Source organism: Arsenophonus sp. PmNCSU2021_1 (assembly GCF_036919435.1).
Classification (GTDB): Bacteria; Pseudomonadota; Gammaproteobacteria; order Enterobacterales; family Enterobacteriaceae; genus Arsenophonus; species Arsenophonus nilaparvatae.
The window spans coordinates 31,181-54,879 of record NZ_JAZHPL010000008.1 but is presented as its reverse complement, the minus strand read 5'-3'; the positions used below and the strand labels follow the sequence as shown (position 1 = coordinate 54,879).

34 protein-coding genes and 6 pseudogenes are annotated in these 23,699 nt (G+C 39.7%); 17 read left to right on the top strand and 23 right to left on the bottom strand.

Features of this window, described 5'->3' with window-relative positions; translation table 11 throughout:
* The first annotated feature begins 31 nt into the window (after positions 1–31).
* The 14 genes and pseudogenes from V3224_RS19495 (at position 32) to V3224_RS19435 (ending at position 8,091) form a co-directional block, all read left to right on the top strand.
* Complete coding sequence (locus V3224_RS19495) at positions 32–253, top strand: hypothetical protein (protein ID WP_334472339.1); 222 nt, start codon at positions 32–34, stop codon at positions 251–253.
* A 319-nt stretch (positions 254–572) separates the two neighbouring features.
* Positions 573–971, top strand: a complete 399-nt coding sequence (locus V3224_RS19490) for a hypothetical protein (RefSeq protein ID WP_334472338.1) — start codon at positions 573–575, stop codon at positions 969–971.
* 163 nt (positions 972–1,134) lie between these two features.
* Entirely contained in the window at positions 1,135–1,467 is a 333-nt protein-coding gene (locus tag V3224_RS19485; protein ID WP_334472337.1) for a DUF2612 domain-containing protein, read from the top strand.
* Positions 1,464–1,871 (top strand): DUF2612 domain-containing protein, encoded by a 408-nt coding sequence (locus V3224_RS19480; protein ID WP_334472336.1) that lies wholly within the window; start codon positions 1,464–1,466, stop codon positions 1,869–1,871. Before V3224_RS19485 ends, V3224_RS19480 begins: the two co-directional genes overlap by 4 nt.
* Positions 1,872–1,873: 2 nt before the next feature.
* The gene (locus tag V3224_RS19475; RefSeq protein ID WP_334472335.1) at positions 1,874–2,560 is read left to right on the top strand and encodes a hypothetical protein; all 687 of its coding nucleotides are present in this window, start codon (positions 1,874–1,876) and stop codon (positions 2,558–2,560) included.
* Positions 2,561–2,625: 65 nt separating this feature from the next.
* Positions 2,626–3,649, top strand: a pseudogene (gene istA / locus V3224_RS19470) (IS21 family transposase).
* A pseudogene (locus tag V3224_RS30190) lies at positions 3,636–3,908 on the top strand (ATP-binding protein); the annotation flags it as partial. The pseudogenes istA and V3224_RS30190, both read left to right, overlap by 14 nt.
* A 60-nt stretch (positions 3,909–3,968) precedes the next feature.
* A pseudogene (locus V3224_RS30185) lies at positions 3,969–4,211 on the top strand (IS701 family transposase); the annotation flags it as partial.
* A gap of 197 nt (positions 4,212–4,408) precedes the next feature.
* A pseudogene (locus tag V3224_RS19460) lies at positions 4,409–5,140 on the top strand (IS701 family transposase); the annotation flags it as partial.
* A 20-nt stretch (positions 5,141–5,160) separates the two neighbouring features.
* A pseudogene (gene istB / locus V3224_RS19455) lies at positions 5,161–5,661 on the top strand (IS21-like element helper ATPase IstB); the annotation flags it as partial.
* Positions 5,662–5,721: 60 nt separating this feature from the next.
* Positions 5,722–6,003 (top strand): hypothetical protein, encoded by a 282-nt coding sequence (locus V3224_RS19450; RefSeq protein ID WP_334472332.1) that lies wholly within the window; start codon positions 5,722–5,724, stop codon positions 6,001–6,003.
* A gap of 100 nt (positions 6,004–6,103) precedes the next feature.
* The gene (locus V3224_RS19445) at positions 6,104–6,976 is read left to right on the top strand and encodes an IS982 family transposase (RefSeq protein ID WP_334467716.1); all 873 of its coding nucleotides are present in this window, start codon (positions 6,104–6,106) and stop codon (positions 6,974–6,976) included.
* A gap of 6 nt (positions 6,977–6,982) precedes the next feature.
* Positions 6,983–7,381 (top strand): phage tail protein, encoded by a 399-nt coding sequence (locus tag V3224_RS19440; RefSeq protein WP_334472331.1) that lies wholly within the window; start codon positions 6,983–6,985, stop codon positions 7,379–7,381.
* Complete coding sequence (locus tag V3224_RS19435; RefSeq protein ID WP_334472330.1) at positions 7,381–8,091, top strand: tail fiber assembly protein; 711 nt, start codon at positions 7,381–7,383, stop codon at positions 8,089–8,091. Before V3224_RS19440 ends, V3224_RS19435 begins: the two co-directional genes overlap by 1 nt.
* Here V3224_RS19435 and V3224_RS19430 read toward each other — a convergent pair.
* From V3224_RS19430 to V3224_RS19360, 16 genes and pseudogenes are all read right to left on the bottom strand, one after another.
* Positions 8,036–8,578 (bottom strand): ProQ/FINO family protein, encoded by a 543-nt coding sequence (locus V3224_RS19430; RefSeq protein WP_334472329.1) that lies wholly within the window; start codon positions 8,576–8,578, stop codon positions 8,036–8,038. The genes V3224_RS19435 and V3224_RS19430 overlap by 56 nt on opposite strands.
* A gap of 3 nt (positions 8,579–8,581) precedes the next feature.
* Complete coding sequence (locus V3224_RS19425) at positions 8,582–9,511, bottom strand: Rpn family recombination-promoting nuclease/putative transposase (RefSeq protein WP_334472328.1); 930 nt, start codon at positions 9,509–9,511, stop codon at positions 8,582–8,584.
* 125 nt (positions 9,512–9,636) lie between these two features.
* The gene (locus tag V3224_RS19420; RefSeq protein ID WP_334472327.1) at positions 9,637–10,095 is read right to left on the bottom strand and encodes a hypothetical protein; all 459 of its coding nucleotides are present in this window, start codon (positions 10,093–10,095) and stop codon (positions 9,637–9,639) included.
* Positions 10,076–10,729: a recombinase RecT gene (locus V3224_RS19415; RefSeq protein ID WP_334472343.1), complete on the bottom strand. Its 654-nt coding sequence runs from the start codon at positions 10,727–10,729 to the stop codon at positions 10,076–10,078. Before V3224_RS19415 ends, V3224_RS19420 begins: the two co-directional genes overlap by 20 nt.
* Before the next feature lie 74 nt (positions 10,730–10,803).
* Positions 10,804–10,989, bottom strand: coding sequence for a hypothetical protein (locus tag V3224_RS19410; protein ID WP_334472302.1), 186 nt, complete (start codon positions 10,987–10,989; stop codon positions 10,804–10,806).
* Positions 10,986–12,401 carry a PD-(D/E)XK nuclease-like domain-containing protein gene (locus V3224_RS19405; protein WP_334472303.1) on the bottom strand — a complete coding sequence of 472 codons (1,416 nt, stop codon included), beginning with the start codon at positions 12,399–12,401 and terminating at the stop codon, positions 10,986–10,988. Before V3224_RS19405 ends, V3224_RS19410 begins: the two co-directional genes overlap by 4 nt.
* The gene (locus V3224_RS19400; RefSeq protein WP_334472326.1) at positions 12,401–12,703 is read right to left on the bottom strand and encodes a hypothetical protein; all 303 of its coding nucleotides are present in this window, start codon (positions 12,701–12,703) and stop codon (positions 12,401–12,403) included. The genes V3224_RS19405 and V3224_RS19400 overlap by 1 nt, the downstream gene beginning before the upstream one ends.
* A 69-nt stretch (positions 12,704–12,772) precedes the next feature.
* Positions 12,773–13,989: pseudogene (locus tag V3224_RS19395) on the bottom strand (PBSX family phage terminase large subunit).
* On the bottom strand, positions 13,967–14,266 hold the full coding sequence (locus V3224_RS19390) for a hypothetical protein (RefSeq protein WP_334472325.1): 300 nt from the start codon (positions 14,264–14,266) through the stop codon (positions 13,967–13,969). Before V3224_RS19390 ends, V3224_RS19395 begins: the two are co-directional and overlap by 23 nt.
* A 200-nt stretch (positions 14,267–14,466) precedes the next feature.
* Positions 14,467–14,670, bottom strand: a complete 204-nt coding sequence (lysC, locus tag V3224_RS30180; protein WP_442890743.1) for an Rz1-like lysis system protein LysC — start codon at positions 14,668–14,670, stop codon at positions 14,467–14,469.
* On the bottom strand, positions 14,585–14,791 hold the full coding sequence (locus V3224_RS19385; protein WP_334472324.1) for a hypothetical protein: 207 nt from the start codon (positions 14,789–14,791) through the stop codon (positions 14,585–14,587). Before V3224_RS19385 ends, lysC begins: the two co-directional genes overlap by 86 nt.
* Complete coding sequence (locus tag V3224_RS19380) at positions 14,766–14,966, bottom strand: hypothetical protein (protein ID WP_334472323.1); 201 nt, start codon at positions 14,964–14,966, stop codon at positions 14,766–14,768. The genes V3224_RS19385 and V3224_RS19380 overlap by 26 nt, the downstream gene beginning before the upstream one ends.
* Positions 14,936–15,418, bottom strand: a complete 483-nt coding sequence (locus tag V3224_RS19375) for a lysozyme (RefSeq protein WP_334472322.1) — start codon at positions 15,416–15,418, stop codon at positions 14,936–14,938. Before V3224_RS19375 ends, V3224_RS19380 begins: the two co-directional genes overlap by 31 nt.
* Positions 15,378–15,593 (bottom strand): phage holin family protein, encoded by a 216-nt coding sequence (locus V3224_RS19370; protein WP_442890733.1) that lies wholly within the window; start codon positions 15,591–15,593, stop codon positions 15,378–15,380. The genes V3224_RS19375 and V3224_RS19370 overlap by 41 nt, the downstream gene beginning before the upstream one ends.
* A gap of 168 nt (positions 15,594–15,761) precedes the next feature.
* Positions 15,762–16,100, bottom strand: coding sequence for a hypothetical protein (locus V3224_RS19365; protein WP_334472321.1), 339 nt, complete (start codon positions 16,098–16,100; stop codon positions 15,762–15,764).
* A 6-nt stretch (positions 16,101–16,106) separates the two neighbouring features.
* Positions 16,107–16,250 (bottom strand): hypothetical protein, encoded by a 144-nt coding sequence (locus tag V3224_RS19360; RefSeq protein ID WP_334472320.1) that lies wholly within the window; start codon positions 16,248–16,250, stop codon positions 16,107–16,109.
* Positions 16,251–16,467: 217 nt separating this feature from the next.
* On the opposite strand from V3224_RS19360, the gene V3224_RS19355 reads away from it, so the two are divergent.
* The gene (locus tag V3224_RS19355) at positions 16,468–16,674 is read left to right on the top strand and encodes a hypothetical protein (protein ID WP_334472319.1); all 207 of its coding nucleotides are present in this window, start codon (positions 16,468–16,470) and stop codon (positions 16,672–16,674) included.
* Here V3224_RS19355 and V3224_RS19350 read toward each other — a convergent pair.
* Positions 16,658–16,825 carry a hypothetical protein gene (locus V3224_RS19350; protein ID WP_334472318.1) on the bottom strand — a complete coding sequence of 56 codons (168 nt, stop codon included), beginning with the start codon at positions 16,823–16,825 and terminating at the stop codon, positions 16,658–16,660. The genes V3224_RS19355 and V3224_RS19350 overlap by 17 nt on opposite strands.
* 4 nt (positions 16,826–16,829) lie before the next feature.
* A complete protein-coding gene (locus V3224_RS19345) occupies positions 16,830–17,804 on the bottom strand; it encodes an IS701 family transposase (RefSeq protein ID WP_334472317.1) in 975 nt (324 codons plus the stop codon).
* Between the two features lie 55 nt (positions 17,805–17,859).
* Here V3224_RS19345 and V3224_RS19340 point away from each other — a divergent pair, with 55 nt between their 5' ends.
* On the top strand, positions 17,860–18,231 hold the full coding sequence (locus V3224_RS19340) for an ECs1072 family phage-associated protein (protein ID WP_334472316.1): 372 nt from the start codon (positions 17,860–17,862) through the stop codon (positions 18,229–18,231).
* A 581-nt stretch (positions 18,232–18,812) separates the two neighbouring features.
* Here V3224_RS19340 and V3224_RS19335 read toward each other — a convergent pair.
* From V3224_RS19335 to V3224_RS19315, 5 genes are all read right to left on the bottom strand, one after another.
* Entirely contained in the window at positions 18,813–19,340 is a 528-nt protein-coding gene (locus V3224_RS19335; RefSeq protein WP_334472315.1) for an ATP-binding protein, read from the bottom strand.
* Positions 19,341–19,358: 18 nt separating this feature from the next.
* Complete coding sequence (locus tag V3224_RS19330) at positions 19,359–20,087, bottom strand: helix-turn-helix domain-containing protein (RefSeq protein ID WP_334472341.1); 729 nt, start codon at positions 20,085–20,087, stop codon at positions 19,359–19,361.
* 135 nt (positions 20,088–20,222) lie between these two features.
* Positions 20,223–20,498 carry a hypothetical protein gene (locus tag V3224_RS19325; protein ID WP_334472314.1) on the bottom strand — a complete coding sequence of 92 codons (276 nt, stop codon included), beginning with the start codon at positions 20,496–20,498 and terminating at the stop codon, positions 20,223–20,225.
* A gap of 329 nt (positions 20,499–20,827) precedes the next feature.
* Positions 20,828–21,037, bottom strand: coding sequence for a hypothetical protein (locus tag V3224_RS19320; protein WP_334472313.1), 210 nt, complete (start codon positions 21,035–21,037; stop codon positions 20,828–20,830).
* Between the two features lie 585 nt (positions 21,038–21,622).
* On the bottom strand, positions 21,623–22,333 hold the full coding sequence (locus V3224_RS19315) for a LuxR C-terminal-related transcriptional regulator (protein WP_334472312.1): 711 nt from the start codon (positions 22,331–22,333) through the stop codon (positions 21,623–21,625).
* Between the two features lie 54 nt (positions 22,334–22,387).
* On the opposite strand from V3224_RS19315, the gene V3224_RS19310 reads away from it, so the two are divergent.
* On the top strand, positions 22,388–23,695 hold the full coding sequence (locus tag V3224_RS19310; RefSeq protein ID WP_334472311.1) for a purine-cytosine permease family protein: 1,308 nt from the start codon (positions 22,388–22,390) through the stop codon (positions 23,693–23,695).
* Positions 23,696–23,699 lie beyond the last annotated feature (4 nt).

The following is a 23,699-nucleotide window of genomic DNA, read 5'->3' as shown; positions in this document are numbered from 1 at the left end:
GAACACGCCCCCTTAATCAGGAGGTCAGCCAGTGAATATCAAACTTGATGAAAACGGTATCACGATTGCGACATTACCTGAACTGATTGAAATATTCATTGCCGAGTTTAAGACAATTTACGGCAGTGATATTAATCTTTCACAAGATACGCCTGACGGGCAGCGCATTGCTATTTATAACCGAATTGCCCATGAATGTTTGGTATTGGTCAAAAAGCTCTATCAGAACCACGAGTTTCGCACAGGCATATAAAATTCTAGAAATGGCTTAAAAGCAATGATCAACCTGCAAGTTACTAAAACACATTAATTTTCTTAAATTACAATAAGTTGCATTTGATTTATAAGGTTTTATCTATTTATATATTATGCTGAATTAAACTTAAAAATAGAGCGTTTTTTTATTGGTGCGAAACTCGTGAGAACTTGAAGCCGGAGCAAGCCGAAGGACTCCACCTTGATTATCTAGCCAGAATCAACGGGCTGTTACGTAAGGAAAACGAAAGTGATAGTCATTTACGGCGAGACGGTTAAAAACCTTTGCGAATGCCAGCCAAAGCACGATTGGCGGTATGGCTGCCCGTTTGAATCTGGTTAAAGGCGTTAATGATGCAGTGGTATACGAAAACACCACCAATGAGACTGATGCGCTGAATATTCCGCCTCATTCGATTTGGGTAATAGCAGAAGGGGGTGAAAATCAGGCAATTATTGATTGTATCGCCCGCAACAAAACAGGGGGGACGGGACTTAAAGGCACTATCACGGGAAAATACATTGACAAGATAGCCCAAGCAGACGACACGTTTTTTGAGGTAGTGCATGAATACCGATTTGACCGTCCTAAAATCACCACAATTTCAATTAAGCTCACCGCCACGCGTGAAAAAGCCAATGAGCCTGTGCCGATACAGGAGATTAAAGACGAACTGGTTAAATCCCTTATCGCATTGGCGAAAACATCAAAGTGACTGCGCTTTATTGCATTTTGAACCGCATTGCACGTACTTACTATGTCTCTGACCTTCAAATATCAAAGGACGGCAACACGTGGACGAGTGCCATTTTAAAAGCCGATGTTGATGAGAAATTCAACATCGTCAGTGACAACATCATCGTTAATGAGGTAGTCACATGAGTCTCAAAGAAGAATATCAAAAACTGCTAATCAAGCAGTATTACACCAAACCCAAGGCAAGGGCGGAGATTTCCGCCCTTTTTAATGGGTATGCGGATTGTTTTGATACCGTTAATGCCTTTCGGGAAGCGTTTAATCTCGAAACGGCGCAAGGTGACCCGCTGGATATCATCGGCAGTTGGGTAGGAATCAGTCGCTTTCAACCCAGTGGTGAGCGCAAAGGCTTTTTTGGCTTTAAAAATCACGCCAAAGCGTTGCCGTTTGGTCAAAAGAGCGGAAAAAACAAGGGGGCTTTCGCTCCAAATTTGCACAGGATTTTTTGCCATTGAAATTACCCGATAAGCAATATCGCAGCCTGATTAAGCTCAAAATCATCAAAAATACCGCCCTTGCTACCGCCACCCAAACCGGTGATGTGAGCCTGTTATCACTGCAACAGGCGGTCAATTTTGCCATAGAAGGCGAAGGCTATTTAATTGACCGCCAGAACATGAGCCTCACCATCGTTATTACACAAAGAGCCGATAGGGAGTGGCTGGAATTCATCTTACGGCTTGATTTACTGCCCCGTCCGCAGGGCGTGCAAATTAATTATGTAACTCAGGAACCGAAAGGCACGTTTGGCTTTAAGGGACATCAAAATGCCATTTCGTGGTACAGCCGTTTTGACGTTAACCCAGAAGCAAGCATTGGTTACTTTGCCAAGAAAACTTTTTTGAATAACAGGAGATAACTTTGAAAATAGACAGACCGAATATTGATATTCAACCGTTTGCAGGGGGCAGCAAAACGGAAGAAAGAACCGCGTTTGGTTCGAAAGAAATCACCGACAATCTTGAGAAAAATCTCAATGCCGATTTTGAGCGTGGATGGGGCATTTTGCCCGTGTCAGAATTGCCCACCATGCAGGATTTTAATGCGGTGGGATTTACCGTTAGCGCCCTTGTGACCCACCTTTACCAAAACGGGATTGCTGAATATGCCGAAAAGCAGATTTACAACAAAGGGGCGGCATGCCTGTCTGACGGTAATATCTATCTCTCAAAGACCGAAAACAACGCCGGCAATCCCTTAACCGATACCACCCAGTGGCAGTCGCTAAAAGACGCTATTTTATCCGCAAATATCGTGCAGCAAACAGGTAACGCCACTGATAAAGTAATGAGCCAGAAATCGGTGACAGATGCATTAAACAGCAAGCAGCCAAACGGAGACTACGCTACAAAAACAGAATTAACCCAAGGACTCAATACCAAGCTCAACAGTTCCGCTGTAAAACAAACAACGGGTAATTCGACAACCGACGTGCTAAGCCAAAAAGCTTCTAACGACAATTATGCCAAAAAGAATTCAGAAGAGCCCCTAAAAGTAGGCAGGCTTAACGTTGAATCACCAACGTTGTCACCGATCATGCAAAACTGATCCACTAACGATCATCTAAAACTGATCCACTTGGTATTATTCGCACATTTTTGTACGGATAATTTATGTTAACCAAGGAGATATTTGTGGATATTCATGTTCGCTTTGCACAAGGACAAAGCCTTCGAAAAATTGCCCGTGAATTGGGCATATCCCGTAACACCGTAAAACATCATTTACAACAACAGACAATGCCAACTTATGCTAAAAGAAGTCAACAACCGACTAAATTAGCACCCTTTAAACCTTATTTGCTTCAGCGAATTGAACTGGCTAAACCTGATTGGATCCCTGCAACAGTCTTATTTGATGAAGTAGTTGAAAGCGGCTATCAAGGCGGTATTGCTCAATTACGCCGATTTGTTTGTCAATTTAAACCAAGCATTGTTCCCGAAGCTGTCGTCCGTTTTGAAACACAGCCAGGTCAACAAATGCAAATCGACTTCACCAGCATCCGGCGAGGTAAAAAATCACTAAAAGCGTTTGTTGCAACGCTAGGCTATTCGCGTGCGAGTTATGTAAAGTTCTTTGATAATGAACGAGCAGAATCCTGGCAACAAGGTTTACGAGAAGCTTTCGACTATTTTGGTGGTGTACCACAGGAAATATTGTGTGATAACGCAAAATTCCTCATCATCGAACGGGATGCTTATGCAGAATGTGAACATAAATTACATGTCGAAAGATTACGGGTTTAAATTGTGTGCTTGCAAGCCCTACAGGGCAAAAACTAAAGGGAAAGTAGAGCGCTTTAACCTCTATTTAAAAAACAGCTTTATCGTACCATTAAATACCGACCTTCGTGCTCATAATCTTGAACTGGATATTGAGATAGCTAATGCAAGAGTGGGGCCCTGGTTACAACGCGTTGCCCATCAGCGGATTCATGGAACAACGTTAGAGAAGCCAGCAGATAGACTAGCTAAGGAAGTTAAGTATCTTCTACCCTTACCAGCAAGGGTTTGCCAATCTATCCCGCAGACTGATACGCTTAATATCCGTATCGTACCGCCCCTTGAATCTGTCAGTTTGCAACACTCAATCAGCGTATACGAAGCATTGCTGGGAGGTGAACATGTTATTGCATGAACAAATTGAACACCTGTGTGAGTCATTGAAATTAAATTCTATTCCGACTCATTGGTCATCACTTGCCGAACAATGCATTGCCCAAGACAAAAGCTACGGAGAGTTTTTACTGTCCCTATTAAAATGTGAGCAACAACAACGAGATGAACGAACCCGTAATCTTTTGAGTCGGATGGCAGGATTCCCAGCACATAAAGAACTTAATACGTTCGATTTTAAGTTTGCAACGGGGATCCCCAAACAACACATACACGAGTTTCGCAATCTCCAAAAAAGAAGTATAAATTTAAAAACAAGAAAAAATCAGGGTGTTCATATTTTGTCGGGTTATCCATGTATTAAAGATATCTATAAAACATTCTTACAAGTAAGCAGTTTAAGATACTCTGGTTTAGCATTATCAGAAGTAAGCCCATCGCCTTTATCTCATGACACTGTTAGCCGATGGCTAAAAAGTAGATGTTTTAGACCTAAAGACCTATGGCGATTAGTTGAACCTTCTATAGACAAAAAAAGCCCTTGCGTACTAATTGCCGATGATACATTGATTGCCAAAACACGTAGTCACGAGTTTCGCACAGGCATATAAAGTTCTAGAAATGGCTTAAAAGCAATGGTTAATCTGTAAGTTACTAAAACACATAAATTTTATTAAATTACAATAATTTGTATTTAATTTATAAGGTTTTGTCTATTTATATATCATGCTGAATTAAACTTAAAAATAGCGCGTTTTTTTATTGGTGCGAAACTCGTGGTAGTAAAAAAATAGAGATGGTCCATTATCAATATTCAGGTAATGAACATGAGGTTATTGCTGGCATAGGTTTAGTTAATTTGCTTTGGCATGATCTGACGAAGGTTGAATCAATTCCTATCAATTATCGGATTTATGATAAAGATTCTGATGGAAAAACAAAAAACACGCACTTTTCCGAAATGCTCACTCTTGCTAAAAAAAGAGGGATCATGCCAGAAGCCGTAGTGATGGATGCTTGGTATTCTAGCCTGGATAACCTGAAATCAATTCGCTCTCATGGTTGGATCTGGGTAACCACGCTGAGGAAAAATAGGATTGTTAACCATAACAAACAACTGAACAAGTTAGACATCTCAGAAGAAGGAACGTCAATACACTTGCGAGGATATGGTTGGGTAACCGTTTTCAAATTTACAGCCAAAAACGGCCGTATTGATTACATAGTAACAAACAAAGAGAATCACACCCGTCAATACCTCAAATCTATCATGGATGCCCGTTGGTCTGTTGAAGTTTATCATCGAGAAGTTAAACAAAACTGTGGTATTGAACGCTGTCAGGCTCGCACGAGCCGAGCGCAAAGAAATCATATTTTTCTCGCTATTTCTGCGTGGTTTGAACAACATAAACGTCGTATATCTGAAAAAATAACCCTTTATCAACAAAATTGGGACGTAATCAAAAGTGCTATTACTGAGCAAATCCGTGTTTTATTAGCGTACCCAAATTAGTTTTGTGCGAAACTCGTGACATACAGGAATTAAGCGCATTAACGTTTATTGAACGTAATGAAAATGTCGTGTTGCTTGGCCCAAGCGGTGTAGGCAAAACGCATTTAGCTATTGGGTTAGGATTAAAAGCAGTACAGGCCAAGAAGAAAACCCGCTTTACCACGGCAGCTGAACTGATGTTGCAACTCTCAACTGCCAAACGACAAAATAAGCTCAAACAATATCTATCACGTTCGGTGATGGCCCCGAAATTGTTGATTATCGATGAGATTGGATACCTGCCGTTTGGGCGAGAAGAAGCAAACCTGTTTTTCAATGTGATTGTCAAGCGTTATGAGTATGGCAGTGTCATATTGACGAGTAACTTATCATTTGGGCAATGGCCAAATGCTTTTGCTGATGACGCAACATTAACTGCCGCTATGCTTGATCGTTTACTTCATCATTCGCATGTACTGCAATTAAGCGGTGAAAGCTATCGATTGAAAGATAAGCGGCGCTCAGGAGCAATGACTGAGTAAAAGTGGATCAATTTTGATTGATCGGATTTAGCTAAAAAGTGGATCAGTTTTCGGTGATCGTTGACAACGGGTGATACGATTTTCAATTTAGGTGGCACTAACGGTTCCAGTGGTGCTGAGTTTGCTTATGTCAGAAATTCCAAAAGAACCCAGGTTCACGATACAAACACAAAAACAACGGTTTTGTTTCCTCCAAAATCAGGCACGCTCGCATTAACCTCCGATGTTGAAGCAATCGATAATTATCCGGTTGGCGCGCCTATTCCTTGGCCTCAAGCTGCACCACCAAAAGGTTATTTAATTTGTGACGGTCAACCGTTTGATAACCTGAGTTCGGGATAAGAAATAAAGAGAAAGTCTTGATATTCAAATAGTTGAATGAGCCTGTTTTGTTAAAATACTCTAACAGTCTGGTTAAAGAGTAGAGCATTGTTAAACAATTATGGAAAATCTTACTGAACTTTATTGCCTGATGGATGATTTTTGCAAAGACTTCGAGCCAAAAATGCATGAATATTTGCTGACTAACGGTACTAAGCGTCGTAGACGGTCTACTCAGCTTTCGTTGGCGGAAATGATGACACTGGTTGTGTTGTTTCATCAACTCCGATTCAGGCAATTCAAGGTATTTTATCTCTATTATGTCCGCTTATATCTCCGGAAGGAATTTCCTAACTTGCCATCCTATTCACGCTGTGTAGAGTTACTTCCGCGTAGTGCCTTAGCGTTAACGGCACTGTTTGAGTCAATTAAGGGAAAATGCACGGGGCTATCGGTTGCCGATTCTACTCCGATAGCGGTGTGTGATAACTTACGGATCCGCAGACATAAAGTCTTCAATGGGATAGCTGAACGGGGAAAAAATTCAACAGGTTGGTTCTTTGGTTTCAAGCTTCATGTAATTATCAATCATTTGGGGGAAATACTCAGTTTTCGACTCACACCAGGAAACACCGATGATCGGAAACCATTGCCTGAGCTGACAAAGGATCTTTCTGGTTGTTTGTACGCAGATAAAGGGTATTTATCGGCTTCACTGAAACAGCAACTCAAAACGATGGGAATTAGCCTTATAACGAATATCAAGAAGAAAATGAAGCCTATTAAACAGACTTGTTTCGACAAAGCCATCTTGCGTCATCGTTCTGTCATTGAAACGGTATTTGATGAGTTAAAAAATCTTTGTCAAATAGAGCATACGCGACATCGCTCTCCGGCTAACTTTGTAGTGAATTTATTAGGCGGACTGGTTGCATATTGTTTAATGCCATCTAAACCAAAGATACCTGTTGCAGGTACGTATCTTCAAGTATAATTGATAATGCTTATCCCGAACTCAGGTTTTGATAAGGTTAAATGTCCAAAATTAGCTTTAGCTTACCCATCAGGAAGACTACCTGAGTTACGTGGTGAATTTATTCGAGGACTTTCCGCAGGTAGAAAAGATGTTGACGTAGGAAGAACCGTATTGAGCGAACAAGGTGATGCTAGTCGCAATATCAAGGGGCGTATTGGGTATGTTCGACAAGGCGAGGCGATTCCGCCTATTGCAGCGGATGGCGCCTTTAAAGTAGACGGGAACTACAACGTGCAAGTCGCACAAGGCAATCGTGATAATTGGGGGTCAATTTCTTCTTTTGATGCTTCAAGAGTTGTTCCTACCGCAAATGAAAACCGACCGCGAAATATCGCGTTTTTATACATCGTGAGTGCAGCATAATGAAATACAGCTTAGAAATAACAAATAAGAATGACATTACTGAAAGTTCGATTACGAAACTTGGCGAAAGCGGTTTTGCTATATCGGATGGATATATGTTGGTTTATGAATATTTGGCTGATTCGACGAGAGAATACTTTGGAGCAAGGTATAGGTACGTCAGTCAGAATACAAGGCCGGGTTACGGCTATGCCCTAGATACACCTGTGATACCAGATAATGACGAATATGCGCTTATTCGTAGTGAAGATCACAAAAGTTGGTTATATGTGCCAGATCATAGAGGAAAAACAGTATACAAAACTGATGATCGCTATCAATACACTATTGATTACCCAGGCGAAATAAAAACGGGTTTCACTTTTTTAGCGCCAAAAACGCCTTTTGATTATTGGGACGGAGAAAAGTGGATCACCGATAAAGAAGCTCAGAAACAAGACGCTCTCCAGAATGCGGGGTATGAAAAACAATCTCGCATTAATAGAGCATCAGAGATTATACAGCCGTTGCAAGATGCGGTTGATTTGGATTTGGCAACAGCGGACGAAATCAAACAACTCAGGAATTGGAAACTCTATAGGTTAAACCTTCATCGTAAGGATATTTCGACAGCACCGGATATTGATTGGCCGAAAAAACCGGAAATAAGCAACATTATCGATTTCGGTGCGCCAAACGTTGCAGATTATCGTCAACATCGGCTTGGATGACCTCGCCAACTATCTGACCATCTTTATCATAACGAAACGCGCCTAACTGGATAAGGGCGCGATAATCAGCATGATAACCAATACTGCCTAAACAGGCTCTCAACCGCCTTCTCGTTATTGGGAAACTTCTTTCCTTCACCTCTTGCCACATATCCTGCTGGATGCCAATTTTCATTGGGCACAACTTGCCATCGGGAAAAAGATAAGGCCAAAAGGTGCTTATCTGGGAAATTGCCTCATCTAACAGCAATCGCTTTTTAGGCGGTGTGGGTGGTTTTGGGATTTTAACCTTCACTGCCTGTTTAGGTTTAACAACCGATTTCTTGGGCTGCTGTTTTGCTACTTTCGGAGGATGAGGCTTTTTTGCATGTTTTTTAGGCGTAGCATTCACCCAGACCTTTTTACCGTAAACAGGGTTACTTTGGGGCTGCTCTTCTTGTGAAGCCTTTCTAGGGCGATTGAGGCTTAATTTCTGGCGTTTCGTCATAATTTAATCTTTAAACAGGTTACTCATTTCGGCATCAGTTAACCCCGTAAATTTCATCACAGATTGTCTGTCCATACCACTTTCTAGCATTTGGCGCGCTATCTTCATTGAAGCCTGTTTTTCGCCCTCTTGGATGCCCTCAATTTTCCCTTGTTGTATGCCTTTCTTGATTCCAATTTCTTCAATCTGTTGAGCAATAGTCATAAATGCCCCCTCGTGTTTTTCTGATTGTTTCGCTATCTCATTGATAAATTCCATTGGCTTTGTGGTGTTACCTTCTTGGATGAGATAGTTAAACATCGTGATAACCTGATTATCGGTATAATAATTATACGACAACAGTTTAACAATACTATCCAGTAGCTCGGTCATATCCCGTCTTCGAATGTGCTTTTGAAGTAACTCAAGCAACGCTATTCGCTTGTGTTGCATGATGTCACCATCATCAAGCGTGGTGACATCAACCAGCTTAAACGGTTTGGTATATATTTCTTCTGCAATATCTCGCCCACTAAAGCAATCAAGCCAGTCAGTACTGTATGGGTGTGGGCTTTTTTCACCACAATAAAACAGGATGGGGAAAACGAGTGGCAGCTCTTTGTGTCCCGCTTCCAGATGCTTCTGCATGGCAGCCATACAGTAACGCATGAGTCGCCAAGCCATCAATTTATCAGGCGTTGACTGGTGTTCAATCAGCAGATAGAAATAACCGCTTCCCTTTTCTGTTTTGACAGAATAGAGAATATCGCTCTGATAGTTTTTCATTTCACTATCGACGAATGAGCCTGATTCCACTTTTAGGCTATCCAAATCACACAAGGCTTTAATCTCATCCGGTAGCCAGATGTCAAAGAAATCTTTTGCCGTCTCTTTTTCACTTAAAAATTGCTTGAATATGGCATCATGGGGCGTTGGGGTAAATTTTTTACTCATCCGATATCTTCAATAATTGTTAATAAGGTATTGAGTTATTAGAAATAAGTAAATTATATTAAATGTGATACTCATTTATAACCCAACGTTAACATACGCGCCCCTATTTACATCGGGGCATTTTTTTAATGACTCGGACTAAATCGGTATTGTTTCTGCTTTTCAAGCACCGCGCCTATCTCTTTAGCTTTTTTCTCAGCCTCAAAAAAACCGTGAACGATTTCACCGTTTCGAAATCGCCAAGCATCGCCTGTGCCGTTCACCAGTCTTGCCATCCACACTTCGCTATCTTTATTGGGTGGCATTAACCGCTTTTTGCTAGCCTTAATCTTTTCACGGAGTTGTATTTTTTCATCCTCAGACAACTCGGCGGACAATAGGGTACAATGCTCAACGATTTCAGCAAGGCTTTTTTCGTCGGTGGCATCGTCGAGGGCGATTAATGCCGCTTCCAGTTTTGGATGGGTTGCTGGTTGTTTTTCTGGTGGTGACGTTGTCACTGTTTCTGCTTTTTCACGCATTTTTTCATTGCGTTCACGGATGACATCCCTCAGTGATAGCCGTTTAAACGAAGCAGGAGCCATTTTGAGCGGTTTTTCCGTTAAATTTGCATCTTCTGTATATCTCAAACATCGAAAATAGCTCAGAGGCGCAAGGAAGCCGTCTAGCAAGGCGATGAATCACTGTTTTGAGTGCCATTCTGTCAAACCACTTCACCCACGGGCTAGAATCGTATTTTGCGCTTTGTACCGTATCCCGTATCTTTTCCACGTCAGCCCGACTCATCACTTCCATTAAAAATTCGCCATTTTTCAGTTTAGCAACAGCATAAACCAGTCGAATTTCACCGCGCTCTTCTGTGTCGTTCGAGATGTGCTTGAAATGTTTCCCTCGCTCATCCGCCCAACGTTTGAATTCATCGGCTTCATAAACCACATCAACAAAAATACTGGAGACCTGACCCGATTGACAGGCACATTTGATAACGCCGTCCACCATCGGCATGTAGACGGCTTTTTTCACAAACTGATTATTCACTTTGGTACTGCGAACAACCAAGGCTGCTTCTCTCCCGTCAGGCATCAGTCCGTCTTTGGCGCAGCGGGTTAAGGCGAGCACCAGCGATTGCTTGTCGGCTTTTTGCAACTCCGCATTTTCAATCAACGCGGTAGCTGCGGTTCGGGTGAACTGCTCAGGGGTAACCTGAGCAGGTAACAGGGCGGCGATTCCTTACTGCATAATGACCGATTGTAGATTTGTATAGACGTTATTCATCGTTTGTAATTCGGTATTCATGACACACCCCCTTCCAACATCAACGCTTCTCTGCGTTTTCTGTCCGCCTGTTTTGCCCAGAAAGGACGGGATATTTTGACTATTGGGTAGGTTTCTATGACACTTTCTAGCATATCAATCACCCGATTTACTTCGTATACGCCCTGTTCGCTATCTTCGTCGTCTGGCTCACAAAGTATCACCGGAAAACGCCCACAAACTGTTTTTTTCCAATCGCGCAGAAAGTGAAAGTCATCGCTTGACCAAAAACCCAATAGGCAACCAGACGGTAAAATTCCGCCTGTATGTGATAGCTATATTTGTTAACGGAATTGCCAAAATCAAAAACATCTTCTGTTGTTTTCACATCCAACAAGGAGGGTTTGTCGGAATATATGCCGAAAAAATCAGGGCGGATTTTCAAGAGTGTTCCCTTTTCCGTACGATAGAAAATTGAAACCTCTGGTTCGCCGTTTTCAAGCAACTCCTCAACCATGGGGTAAGCCAGTGCAGAATCTCGCATCATTTCAACTTGCTCAAAGTCGTCTTTTTTGAGCACGATTTGATTTTTGGCCACGGCTTGCGCCTCAAAATCCGCCAATGTTTGCCTGCCGTCCTTTGCTCTCAAATCAACATCTGGCGCACAAGTGTACTGTTCACCGAAGCGCTCCGGCTCAAGAATAGCGGCATGTACAGCCGTACCAATCACAAATGCACCGTTTTTAGTCTCTTTGTAGGGAGCGTCCTTGTTTGAATTTACGACAGCTATTGTTTTTGCCTTTTGAACCAATCGTATTTGCGTACTCGAATAGCCGTTTGCCGCATGATAGGTGCCGTTTGACAGACGGCGAACAATCAAGCTCTCTGTTGATTTTAATGCATCAATACAGCCGTTCAACATCTCAAGCGTGATACCTTCACCGCTCATGATTTTCCCGTTAACGGGTGGGAAAGCAGAGAAGATAGAGTTATTGTCAATGTTTTTGATGACTGAGCCCATTAGCTCTTTTTCTTCTGTGCAATTATTAATCAATTCTTCAAGTGCGACATTCGTCACGCTTTTTTCGACTTCTCCCACGTTTTCCACAGGGATAACGACAGATTCAGTGGATAACTCTGTTGATTGCGTTAATAACTGATTATCTTTTCCACAATCAAAAAGTTGAATCGCTATTCCCTTGATTTCGCTTAAAGAGATGGTTTTGTATGTTTCCTCAATTTTTGAGGTTACCGCGTCACGTAATTCAGTATATTTCTCAAAAATCTCAGGCTCTTCTGACGGATTGGCTAGCAAATCATCCGCGTCTCGAATCTCGCCTTCGTCGTATTCTTCCTGAACACCAAAAATCGTTAGCAAAGCGCAGAACTGGTCTATTTCCTGTTCTTCGGTAATATCCGTCTGTTTTTCGGTATGAGCGAGATATTCATCAACACTGATTTCTTCCAATCGCGGCGATTTGTAAAAACAGCAATTTGCGCCGTCAGTTTTAAATATATGCCCAGAAGCCTTTTTTTTAGCGGCAATTTTTGTCTCAGACGCAAGATAGATGAAATTTGTTGTCTTGCCCTTCTCGTGGTCAACGGTTGTGATGATGGTTGCCTTGAAGTATTTCATTATTTCGCCCCCTCTATGCGGTTATTCGCCTGTTGTTCCAATCTCCGTAAAATGCTGCCTCTGGCTTTGGGTAATGCCTGTTCTCGCTGCTCATCAAAGCAGTGACAGCAAGCACTCGAACACGCTTTCATCGTTGAGGGTTTGTAAAAAAGCAGCTTGAATTGTTTACGGTTAATTTTTTCAACAAACTCAGTACACGCTTCTTCAAGATAAACGCAGGAGCGGTTATCCAGTCTTGCACGCCAGAAAAAACTCACGAGATTTAAGGAAAGTTTGCCACAGTGACAACAGGTGAAACGCACATCAGGGCGCCCCTGAAAGGTTCGCCGAAATCCATTGAGGGTATACCCCAATATGACACACAAAATCGGCTACAATGTATCCAAAAAAGAGACTGAACCTTTGATATATCCATCAAGTGAATAACGCACTGCATCCCAACAGTGATTGTGAGCATCAACGATAACAGGGAGCACGTCACCCGTATTGCGGTCAACTTTGTACGAGTACAAACGCGCCTCATCAATCGTATGTCTGCAACGTGGGTGAATAATGATTTTTTTGAAGCCTCGAAGGTGCGCTATACCATCTTCTACGCTACCATTCCATTTTGATGCCGGAGCAATATTAAAGCCCTGTCGTTTTAAGTAGCTAATAGTCTCTGGTCTGCTTTAATTGGCCAACGTTTTGCTTCCAGTATTGCTTGATAGAAATGAGGTAGTGCGTCCAATTCCACACCTACTTTGTAGGCTTCGTATTCGACGTACAGACAGTCACCAAGGATGAAACTACGGATCAGGGTGCTAGGGTCATTTGAAAATCCAAAATCGGCGCCAAACAAAAGTCTGTCTGCTTTTTTCCAGAGATCATCATCAAACTCAACAACATCATATTTACCGTTCAATACTTGCTTATTGGCATTTTCCAAATAATCCCCTTCCCAAATCCACGCATAGGTATGGGCATCAAGCCTGATCCGGTCGTTTTTCCGGTCTTCCTCCAAAACATCAGGAAACCACGGGTTGTCATTGTAGTTAAGTTCAACCGAAATACAGTTACTTGGCTTTTTTTGTCTAAAGCGAACATCGGTTGCGCTCCCTTTTCGCTCTGGATTCCACGTCACCCAAATTTCAGAGCCTTCTTCTCGTACCGTGGGAATTAATTTTTGCCATGCATACTCTGGTACGTTTTCAGCCTCATCTATCCAGCAGAACAAAATTGAGGATTTTGATTTTAGGCTATCCAAGTTATGCCTTAATCCACAAAATACAAAAAAAACCCACTTGTCTTTGGTACGAATATATCTTTCACCAATATCAAAAAAGGCATTGAGCCAGTTGACGCTTTGTATTGCCTGTTTGACTTCCTGCATACTGGAGTCTTCAAGTGAGTTCATGAATTCACGGGCGCAAAGTATCACGCCTTTTTTACCGATCCTTGCGGCATTGAAAGCGTTAACCGCCAACATCAACGCAAAGGGGCGTGTTTTGCCACTTCCGCGCCCACCGTAACCACAGCGATAACGGGCACAACGGTTAAAAACCTTAACAAGTTTTGGAGGAACTTTAACGGTTGCTACTTTCATCATTTTTGAATTTTCCGCCGATGACTTGAATAACAGAAGGGAAAATATCTTGTGATTCATCAAGTCCCGATGCTTGTTTAATTTCTAGCAATAGCGTGTTAGGGACGGGTATACCTTCTATCTCCATAAATTGCGCTGCTTCCAGTGAAGTCATTTCACCCGCTTTTTTGCGCTCAAGTATCGATCTTAAATATTCTTTTTGTTGCTGCTTTTCTTCGTCAAAGAAGACTTCGCTTACCCCCATTTTTTTGTAAACGGCAATATCATTGTGGCTAGGCAATCCTTCTTCTATCGTGGTCGTTTCGCCGTCCGGTGTTTTCTTAATGACACGAGTTTCGCACGGGCATATAAAATTCTAGAAATGGCTTCAGAACAATAATTAATCTGTAACTTGCTAAGACGTATAAATTTAATTAAATTACAATAAGTTATTTTTAATTTATGAGATTTTTTCTATTTATATATTATGCTGAATTAAACTTAAAAATAGAGCGTTTTTTTATTGGTGCGAAACTCGTGAATCACTGTCAGTAACTGCTCATTGAGTATCAGACTATCACGCCATGTCATCATACTCGTGATTGCTGGCGGTAAGCAGTCAGCGAGTAGGTGAGAGGGTATCGGAATGCGAGGTGTCTGAACGTATTCGGCTCGTGTGCTGCTGCAACTCGACAACAGCACCATGAGGGATAATGCGATTGGCGCAATCCTGATTGACGACATGCGTTTTAATTGCTGCTTGTGTTGCCTCAGAGTCAACCACTTTACGTTGGCGGGTTTCAACTATTAATTCGTGCAATATCATTGATTACCCTCATTGACTGAAAAGCATTAGTGGTGATGGCTATCTGTTTATTGAGGTCAACGGTGAGTTTTTTATTCAATGCCCTGACTTCGTTTAAGGATGTCAACAACCAAGATGCACATAAGATTAATCCTGCAATAATCACTACGATAAATATGTAAGGTCGCCATAACATATTAGGCTCTCTATCTCTCGACGGGTCATTAGTCCTTTCCAAACTTCGCCTTTTACATAAACCCACCTTTTCATCTCATCACAAACGCCCTTTCGGTCATTGGCGTTGAGCTTTTTGAGTAATGTGGATTTCGCAAAATTCCCCACGCCCACGTTGTAAGCAAATGAGTAAAGCGCTGCTTGAGTCAGTGTATTGATATTGACCTTAACCAGCGGGTCAACATAGCGTTTAACTGTGTTTAAATCGTCATTAAGCCACTTATCACAATCTTCTTCCGTGTACGTCAGGTTACGTTCAATATCGCTGCCTGTGTGCCCGTAGCAAACAGAGAGAATACCGCCCCCATCGAAATAGGGTTTAAATTTCAATCCCTCAAAATGCGTTATCATCGCTGAGGCTAAAAACAACGCACTACCGCCCGTTGCCATCAATATTTTTTTCGGTATCTTCATGGTGATGTTCCTTGAGTTCAAATTCCTTTTTGCGGTAATACCAATTAACAAAAAATGTCCCTATCGTGCAGACAATACCCACTACGGCTACCCACTGCTCAAGCGTGAGAATGCCAATAGCGGTTGTCGCCCCAGCCCATAGGTACGACAAGGGGCTGGAATACTTTTCCATCATGTGATTTTTTCCGGTGAGGTTTTTGGGAGGTAGTGAAAGTTGAGTTTTTATTTACTGCAAATGACCCGACAAAAACGCCATTAATTTTTCCCAATTGCTAAGCTCGTTTTTGACAGGCTCACCCAGTATTTGCCTTGTTCGAAGGTCTGCTACGTTACTCAAAGAGAGTCAGATATTAGGGTCTTCTTTTTGGATACACATCAAATCTTCTGTTAGCTGGGATTCAGGGGCGGTCAATGCTTGGGATGTATAGAGATTAAGATAATTGACCGCTTGCTTTCTGGCTGACTCTGCTATTTTTTCAAATGAAAATGCCATTCTGACGGCGGTAATAACAGCAATACAAATACCCACAAAAATATGATTTCCTAAATTACCAATGACAGATGAACTGAGCAGAAGCAGCAAAAATGATAAAAATTTATCGACTCGTCCAAGTAAAACACTAAACATACTGTTTAATTGATATGAATAATAAATTTGATACAACAATTGTTCCCGATTCATAGTTCCTCACTGCTTTTTACGGTTTCCTCCACCGGAATACGTGGATTGCTTTTCTTGTTTATTTTGTGAAATTTGTTTTGCCTTCTCATATATCTCTCTTGCAAGACTAGTAGGCATGCTGTCACCTAAATTTGTACTTTTCTTACTCATTGTATTTTCCTTATTTGAATCGTTAATTTTTATCGATTTAACAATATCAAATAAGGATCAAACCAAAAACTATTTAACCTTATGTCGACAAAGATTTCTTACTTCCGGTGAGATTTTGAGGTGGTGAGGTGTGAATTTTTGTTTAAAAACGCCTGTCTTTTCACCACGTCAGGCTCGGTGGTATCCTTATCACTCTTCAACTTATAAGGAATTTTTTATGTCTAAAAAATATGAAAAAATCGGATTTTATCCATACGACGCTCGTGCTTTGGCTGTTGAATATTTAAAACGCAGCGATAAAGAATTTACGCCGGAAGAATATATTAATGAGATTTTGAAATTTGAAGAAACTTACAAAATCTGTCTTGAAAAAATGAGTAATAATTCTTGTAACTTCCTCAATACTCTTAACGACGAAAAATAGACGTCATCCCTTCAACTATCGCCTCGGCGGTCGTTCTTGCTGCTTCGATGACCTCCGCTTTTTCGCACCGTTCTTTGACCAAATGTGTCACCACCTCAAAAATAGCGGGCTCCACTTTTTCGAACCATTTTATTATCCACGAGTTTCGCACAAAACTAATTTGGGTACGCTAATAAAACACGGATTTGCTCAGTAATAGCACTTTTGATTACGTCCCAATTTTGTTGATAAAGGGTTATTTTTTCAGATATACGACGTTTATGTTGTTCAAACCACGCAGAAATAGCGAGAAAAATATGATTTCTTTGCGCTCGGCTCGTGCGAGCCTGACAGCGTTCAATACCACAGTTTTGTTTAACTTCTCGATGATAAACTTCAACAGACCAACGGGCATCCATGATAGATTTGAGGTATTGACGGGTGGGATTCTCTTTGTTTGTTACTATGTAATCAATACGGCCGTTTTTGGCTGTAAATTTGAAAACGGTTACCCAACCATATCCTCGCAAGTGTATTGACGTTCCTTCTTCTGAGATGTCTAACTTGTTCAGTTGTTTGTTATGGTTAACAATCCTATTTTTCCTCAGCGTGGTTACCCAGATCCAACCATGAGAGCGAATTGATTTCAGGTTATCCAGGCTAGAATACCAAGCATCCATCACTACGACTTCTGGCATGATCCCTCTTTTTTTAGCAAGAGTGAGCATTTCGGAAAAGTGCGTGTTTTTTGTTTTTCCATCAGAATCTTTATCATAAATAAGATAATTGATAGGAATTGATTCAACCTTCGTCAGATCATGCCAAAGCAAATTAACTAAACCTATGCCAGCAATAACATCATGTTCATTACCTGAATATTGATAATGGACCATCTCTATTTTTTTACTACGTGTTTTGGCAATCAATGTATCATCGGCAATTAGTACGCAAGGGCTTTTTTTGTCTATAGAAGGTTCAACTAATCGCCATAGGTCTTTAGGTCTAAAACATCTACTTTTTAGCCATCGGCTAACAGTGTCATGAGATAAAGGCGATGGGCTTACTTCTGATAACGCTAAACCAGAGTATCTTAAACTGCTTACTTGTAAGAATGTTTTATAGATATCTTTAATACATGGATAACCCGACAAAATATGAACACCCTGATTTTTTCTTGTTTTTAAATTTATACTTCTTTTTTGGAGATTGCGAAACTCGTGTTATCCTGGAAGCCCTCAAGATATCTTTATGAAAATTTGTACCAATCGACTATTTATTCTCGAAATAATTCTTTATGAGCACCGGAAGAAATACTCAACTATATTTCAGCCTTTAATTGGTAAAGAAGCGCTTAACCACATGATTTTTATCCAAACCCGTTGGAAACCCGCAGAAATACGTAGCTTATCACTTGCGGATAGCTTATTTGTTATTGATGAAGAACTCCAAATTGACAAACTGCCAGAAGACGCAAAGTCATTTATCGAACAGTTTGAAATTCCTGAAAATCCGATTATGGCTTATTCGCTTTTAGAAGCGGACTGGGATCCCAAGGAAAACTCAGTTTATCTGATGTAAAGAAATTATTAGCACTCTCCAACATCCTTTCTACCTCTGATAGCTGCTTGCTCAAGGCAGCTTTTTCTCGTTTTAAATTATTGTAATGCGATAAGGCGGTTTTTTGCTCAGCCAACCAATCCTCAAGCTCTTCACTGCTTAAGTTTGGATTGAAAAAATAAGGTTTTTTATTCATGTTTGACCTCGTGTTTGTTATTGAATTTTCCGGCGGTAGCTTGACCAGTTGAAATTGAGCCAAATCCCATTGCTCATCATCATTCTGTCGATAACTCTATCGCCCAAGACTTGTCGAATTTGTTCACTGCTCAGATTCGTGAGCATGCCAAGCGTTTTTTTGTGGGAAGTTCGCCTATCAACCAGTTGATTTACAATAATCTTCGTGTTTTCGCTATGCTGATACTGAATACCTCACGAGTTTCGCACAGGCATATAAAATTCTAGAAATGGCTTAAAAGCAATGATCAATCTGCAAGTTACTAAAATACATGAATTTTCTTAAATTACAATAAGTTGTATTTGATTTATAAGGTTTTATCTATTTATATATTATGCTGAATTAAACTTAAAAATAGAGCGTTTTTTTATTGGTGCGAAACTCGTGTACCTATCTCGTCTAGAATCAACAAATCAACTTTGCAAAGTTCATCGAGTAGTTGTTGTTCGGTCACTTTTGTGTTTTTTTCGTAGGTTGCCCGAAAGCGCATCATCAAATCGGCTACAGTGATACACAATACGGAACGACCTTTGCTCATGAGATAATACCCTATCGATGCCGCAAGATGATTTTTGCCCGTTCCGCACCCACCACTGAAAACAAATCCGCCAAATCCTGTACCAAAACTCTTTGCAAATGCGACAGATTGATTCAACGCATTTTTCTGACCCACGTTGAAAATGCGATAGTTTTCAAATCGGCAATGTGCATGCAGTGGAGCAATACCCGAGCGACCAAATAGGTTTTCTATCCGATGTTGCTTGCGAAAAATGGTATCTTGCAAGCTGGCTTCCTCGGATATTTTTTGCATTTTGGCTAAATGTTCTTCCCAACTACACGCAATTGGCTTGATATTTTCGGGCATGATTTTTTGTAGCCGTTGAATAATATCCATAGTTTTGTTCCAAAAAAATTAACCGTTGATAACCACAAACCCCTCAGGATTGCTGGGACGAGTAGCTATTTCATTGATGAGACTGTTTCGCTGATAGTTTTTCTGCTCAAGCCAAGAAACCTCAAAGCCTTGCCAGTTTCTGAGCATACATTCAGCCAGTATGTCATCGGTTGCATAGCCCAATTTGTTGGCGGCATTAATTTTTTGCACAAGTCGGTTAAGTGCCGTTTCGGTCAGTTTGGCTTTTTTGTTTTTTCGATGCTCAAGATAATCTTGCCAAATGTTTTGACTTGGAGGCTGAAAAAATTTTGGGCGTTGGTCACTAATATTATTAGGTTCTATTTTATGACTGGTTCTATATGACAGATTCGGGTGACACTGTGTCACCATGAGGTTGTCGTTTTTGTTACCATCACTTGCCAAATTGTCACCATCATTTTTTAGTTTTTTCGTTTCTGGATTAGGTGCCAAAGATTGGCTATTATTTAATCGCAAAACATACTTGTTTGATTGATTATGGTGATGCCCATTTCGCTCTCTTTGAAAAACCTGAACGAGTCCTTGTTTTTCCAGTTCGGTAATATGCCGAATGACGGTTCTTTTTGAAATTTCACACTGCTTGGCAATAGATTCATACGAAGGCCAACAGATACCTTCATCATTAGCGTGGTCAGCAAGTTTAAGTAAAACGAGTTTTCGAGCGGGATTTCCTACTTGGGTATTCATGGCTTCTACCATTAGCAGCATACTCACTATCGCTATCCTCCAAAATTTTTTCAAAAAGAAGTTCGCCATCAAATTAATTGACGGTCATTTCACGTGTGATTTCCCTGATGTGGTTGAAAAAATGACAAAGAAAGGCTTTAATTTAAAAAGAGCACGTCAATATGCGCTTTCTGTTCGATGATTTTTTGTTTTTGCTGTTTTTTTTCGGTGATTCATGAACAGAGTGGCGTAAACTACTATCTTTCGTTGAAAATCCCGTAACTGCTGGCGTGGATTTTCGTGTCGCCAAAAGGCTTTTTTGAGCTTTTGGTTAAATTCACGTTCAGCGTCTTTTCTCTTTAAAATCTCTCCAAAACGTTCATAGTCTCTAGATTTCGCATTACTTTTTTTCTGCAAAAAAATAATTTCTACTGTTTTGCTCTGCTTTTTCAAAATGGTTCCTCCTCAAATGTCTTGTGTTGATACTTTTTGTATGAGTTATCCACGCATAGCACAGAAGTAAAAAACATCAAAACAGAACACTCAAACTTCTGTGTTCTGTCTTCCAGACACACTGGAAGAAAACCAAATTTTATAAAGAGCGAAAGCCGTACAAAAAACAGCTAAAAATCGACTTTTAAATTGTAACCAGAAATTTCACTATGTCAAATAGTTGATCAAAGTCAATAATTTAGATAAAAAATAAAACGATCAAAATCAATAGGTTGCGACTCAAAAAATAATCGTATTTTTTGGTGGGATGAGTTGAATTTTTCGCTAATTTAGCAATTTTTTGGCGCGTATATTCGGGTGCCGCTTTCTCCTATCAAAACGCCGTTGCCACCGATGACATCAAAGTGGTACATCAACCCTTTTTCGGTCATTTCGTGCTTTCTCAATTTCACGATTTTTAACGTTTCGTCGTTGTGAAAAACCGACATGCCAGCCTTTAAATGTCGAAAGGTTGTTCTGTATTTTTTTGGCTGAATCATGAGTATTTCCCCTTGTTTTCGAATGAAAAAATAGAAATATCAGAAATTTTTTGCTTTATTGAAAAAAAGGGAATATGCTTTGCCGATGCTACATATTCCCTTTTGGGTTTACCTGGTGTTGGCATGATGTCCAATTGCGAGTTGGACTATTAAAAACAAAATTTCAAACAAATATAGTTATTATTGTATTTCCCTGATATTGGCCAGTTTGCCAGCCAAAACTAACTCTCAAAGCCCCATTTATTCGGGGTTTTTCATTATAAAATTCACGTTATTTTTATTTAAAATAATCTAAAGTATCTTCTGTAAGAAATTTCACTGTAAAATAAAAAACATCAAATAAAAAAATTAAAAATTATAGATAGCAATATAAACCACTTATACTTATAAAAATTCAAATAAAAAAACGCAACTTCTTATTTTTCTATATTTATTACTATGAAATAAATAATGGGTAGGTAATTTAATTACTATTTAAGTATTTCTCTGGTGTTGAAATGAAATTTTTATTTTAATTATTCTTAATATGACTTAAGTATAGATAAATACATCTAATAGTATATACCATATTTTATGGGTATAAATTTAAGCTATAAGCTGTACACCTTTGCGAATAAAATTAGCAGGAATATATCTATCAAGTCCTGTATGTTTACAATATTCATTCAGTTGAATAACACTATGAACATCTGCTTTTTTATAGATATGCTTAAAATGCATTACCACCGTTTGTGTAGCAATATCTAACCTTCTGGCAATTTCCTTAGCACTCAGTCTTTGCTGAGCCCAAAATATAACTTCCAATTCTCTTTTGGTGAAAATGTCATTAGGGGCATCGATTTGTATCGTCTTTCTATTAAGTTTATTTATATAAAATAATAATGCTGGTGCATCAATACGCCTACCATGACTGACAATACCAATTAATTTATTTTCTCCGTCGTAAAGCGGTGTTCTTTCCAAATAATGCGGAACTAGAACACCTGTATTTCCTTTTCCGTAATGATGAATTGCTATAGAAGTTACTTTTTTATTTTCTTTAATTGCTTTTTGATCAGTTTTAATAAACTCTGGCCAGAGTTCTTCACATATCTCAGTTGGAACTTCTTTATCAGATTTTCCTTCCGGATTGAATTTTTTAGGAAATCTGAAAAATTCAAATGCAGGGTCATTTACAAAAATATATCTAGCTTCTAGGTCTTTTATAAGCCAATGGTCTGAACTTTTCCTGATAAAGGATATTAATGATTGAGGTGATGACACATATGATTGTATCTTGTCTCGACTATTGTTCATGTTTTTTACCTTCTAATTTTAAAATTAATTAGATAACTTAATAGTAAACTTACAATGGATATAAATGAAGGGAAATTTATGAATGTTTCCAAAGATGAATACGCATTTAGACGATTACCAAAAGAAAAGAAAACTAGTTTATTTAACGTGACAGTCGTCCGTATGGGTATGGCTACTTCCTTAGCTCAATTCATGTTGGGAGCGACATTAGGACATAGAATGACATTTATTGAAGCAATGATAGCTACTTTTTTAGGTAGTTTAGCTTTGACTTTTGTTAGTTTTGGTTTGGGTTATGCTGGCATGAAAGAAGGGGTATCCACTAGTATTTTAGCAAAATTTTGTGGGTTTGGAAAAATAGGGTCAATGTTAATAGGTGTTGTTATTTCTGTAAGTCTTTTAGGGTGGTTTGGTATTAATGTTTCCCTTATTTCTCAAGGTTTCGTTAATACAATTATTCCAAATGTTAATGTGATTTGGATTACCGTTATTACTGGTTTCTGTTTTTCTTTACTTGTTGCGTTTGGATTTAAAGCATTAAGTATTACAGCTAAGGTAGCAGTGCCTTTATTTTTGATGGTAATACTATTTGTTAGTTTAAATGAAATATTTTTAAAACCAATTAATAGTTTTAGTTTTTCACATCATAATGGTGAATTACTCTCTGTTGGTGATGGCGCTACAATGGTTGCCGGATTATTTATTATTTTCGCTTTATTAACGCCCGATATAAGTCGCTATTGTAAAAATGGTAAACATGTTTTTTGGATGATATTCAGTTCTATTATTATCGGTGAATTTTTTATTAATGGTATTGCTATATTAGTTGTTCATGCAGTAGGTACTGATGATGTAGTGAAAATAATGTTACATAGTGCGGGGTTTATTGGCATTCTTACCATTATTTTGTCTGCAATAAAGGTTAACGACATAAATCTTTATTCTTCATCTCTTCATATTTTAGGATTTTTAGAAACTCTCTCAAATCGAAAATTTAATTATGCAGCAATAACTGTTTCTTTGGGGTTATTCGGAACGTTGTTGGCATCATTGGGTATTTTAGAACATTTAGTTTCATTTCTATTGCTGCTTGGCGTCATTTTCCCTCCTATCGCTGGCGTAATGCTGGTTGATTACTACATTCTGAAAACGAGCAGAAAAATTCTAGACGAAACGAGAGAGAAAGGATTATTGCCGGATGACTCAGCTACGCCACTCATTGGCTGGTCTGCTATTTTTGCCTGTATTGTAGGTACACTTGTCGGCGTATTCTTCACATTCGGCATCCCTTCTTTGAATTCTATTCTTGCGGCTGGAGTGGCTTATTGGGTGTTGATGCAGTTTAAGCTGCGCTATACTTAAATTA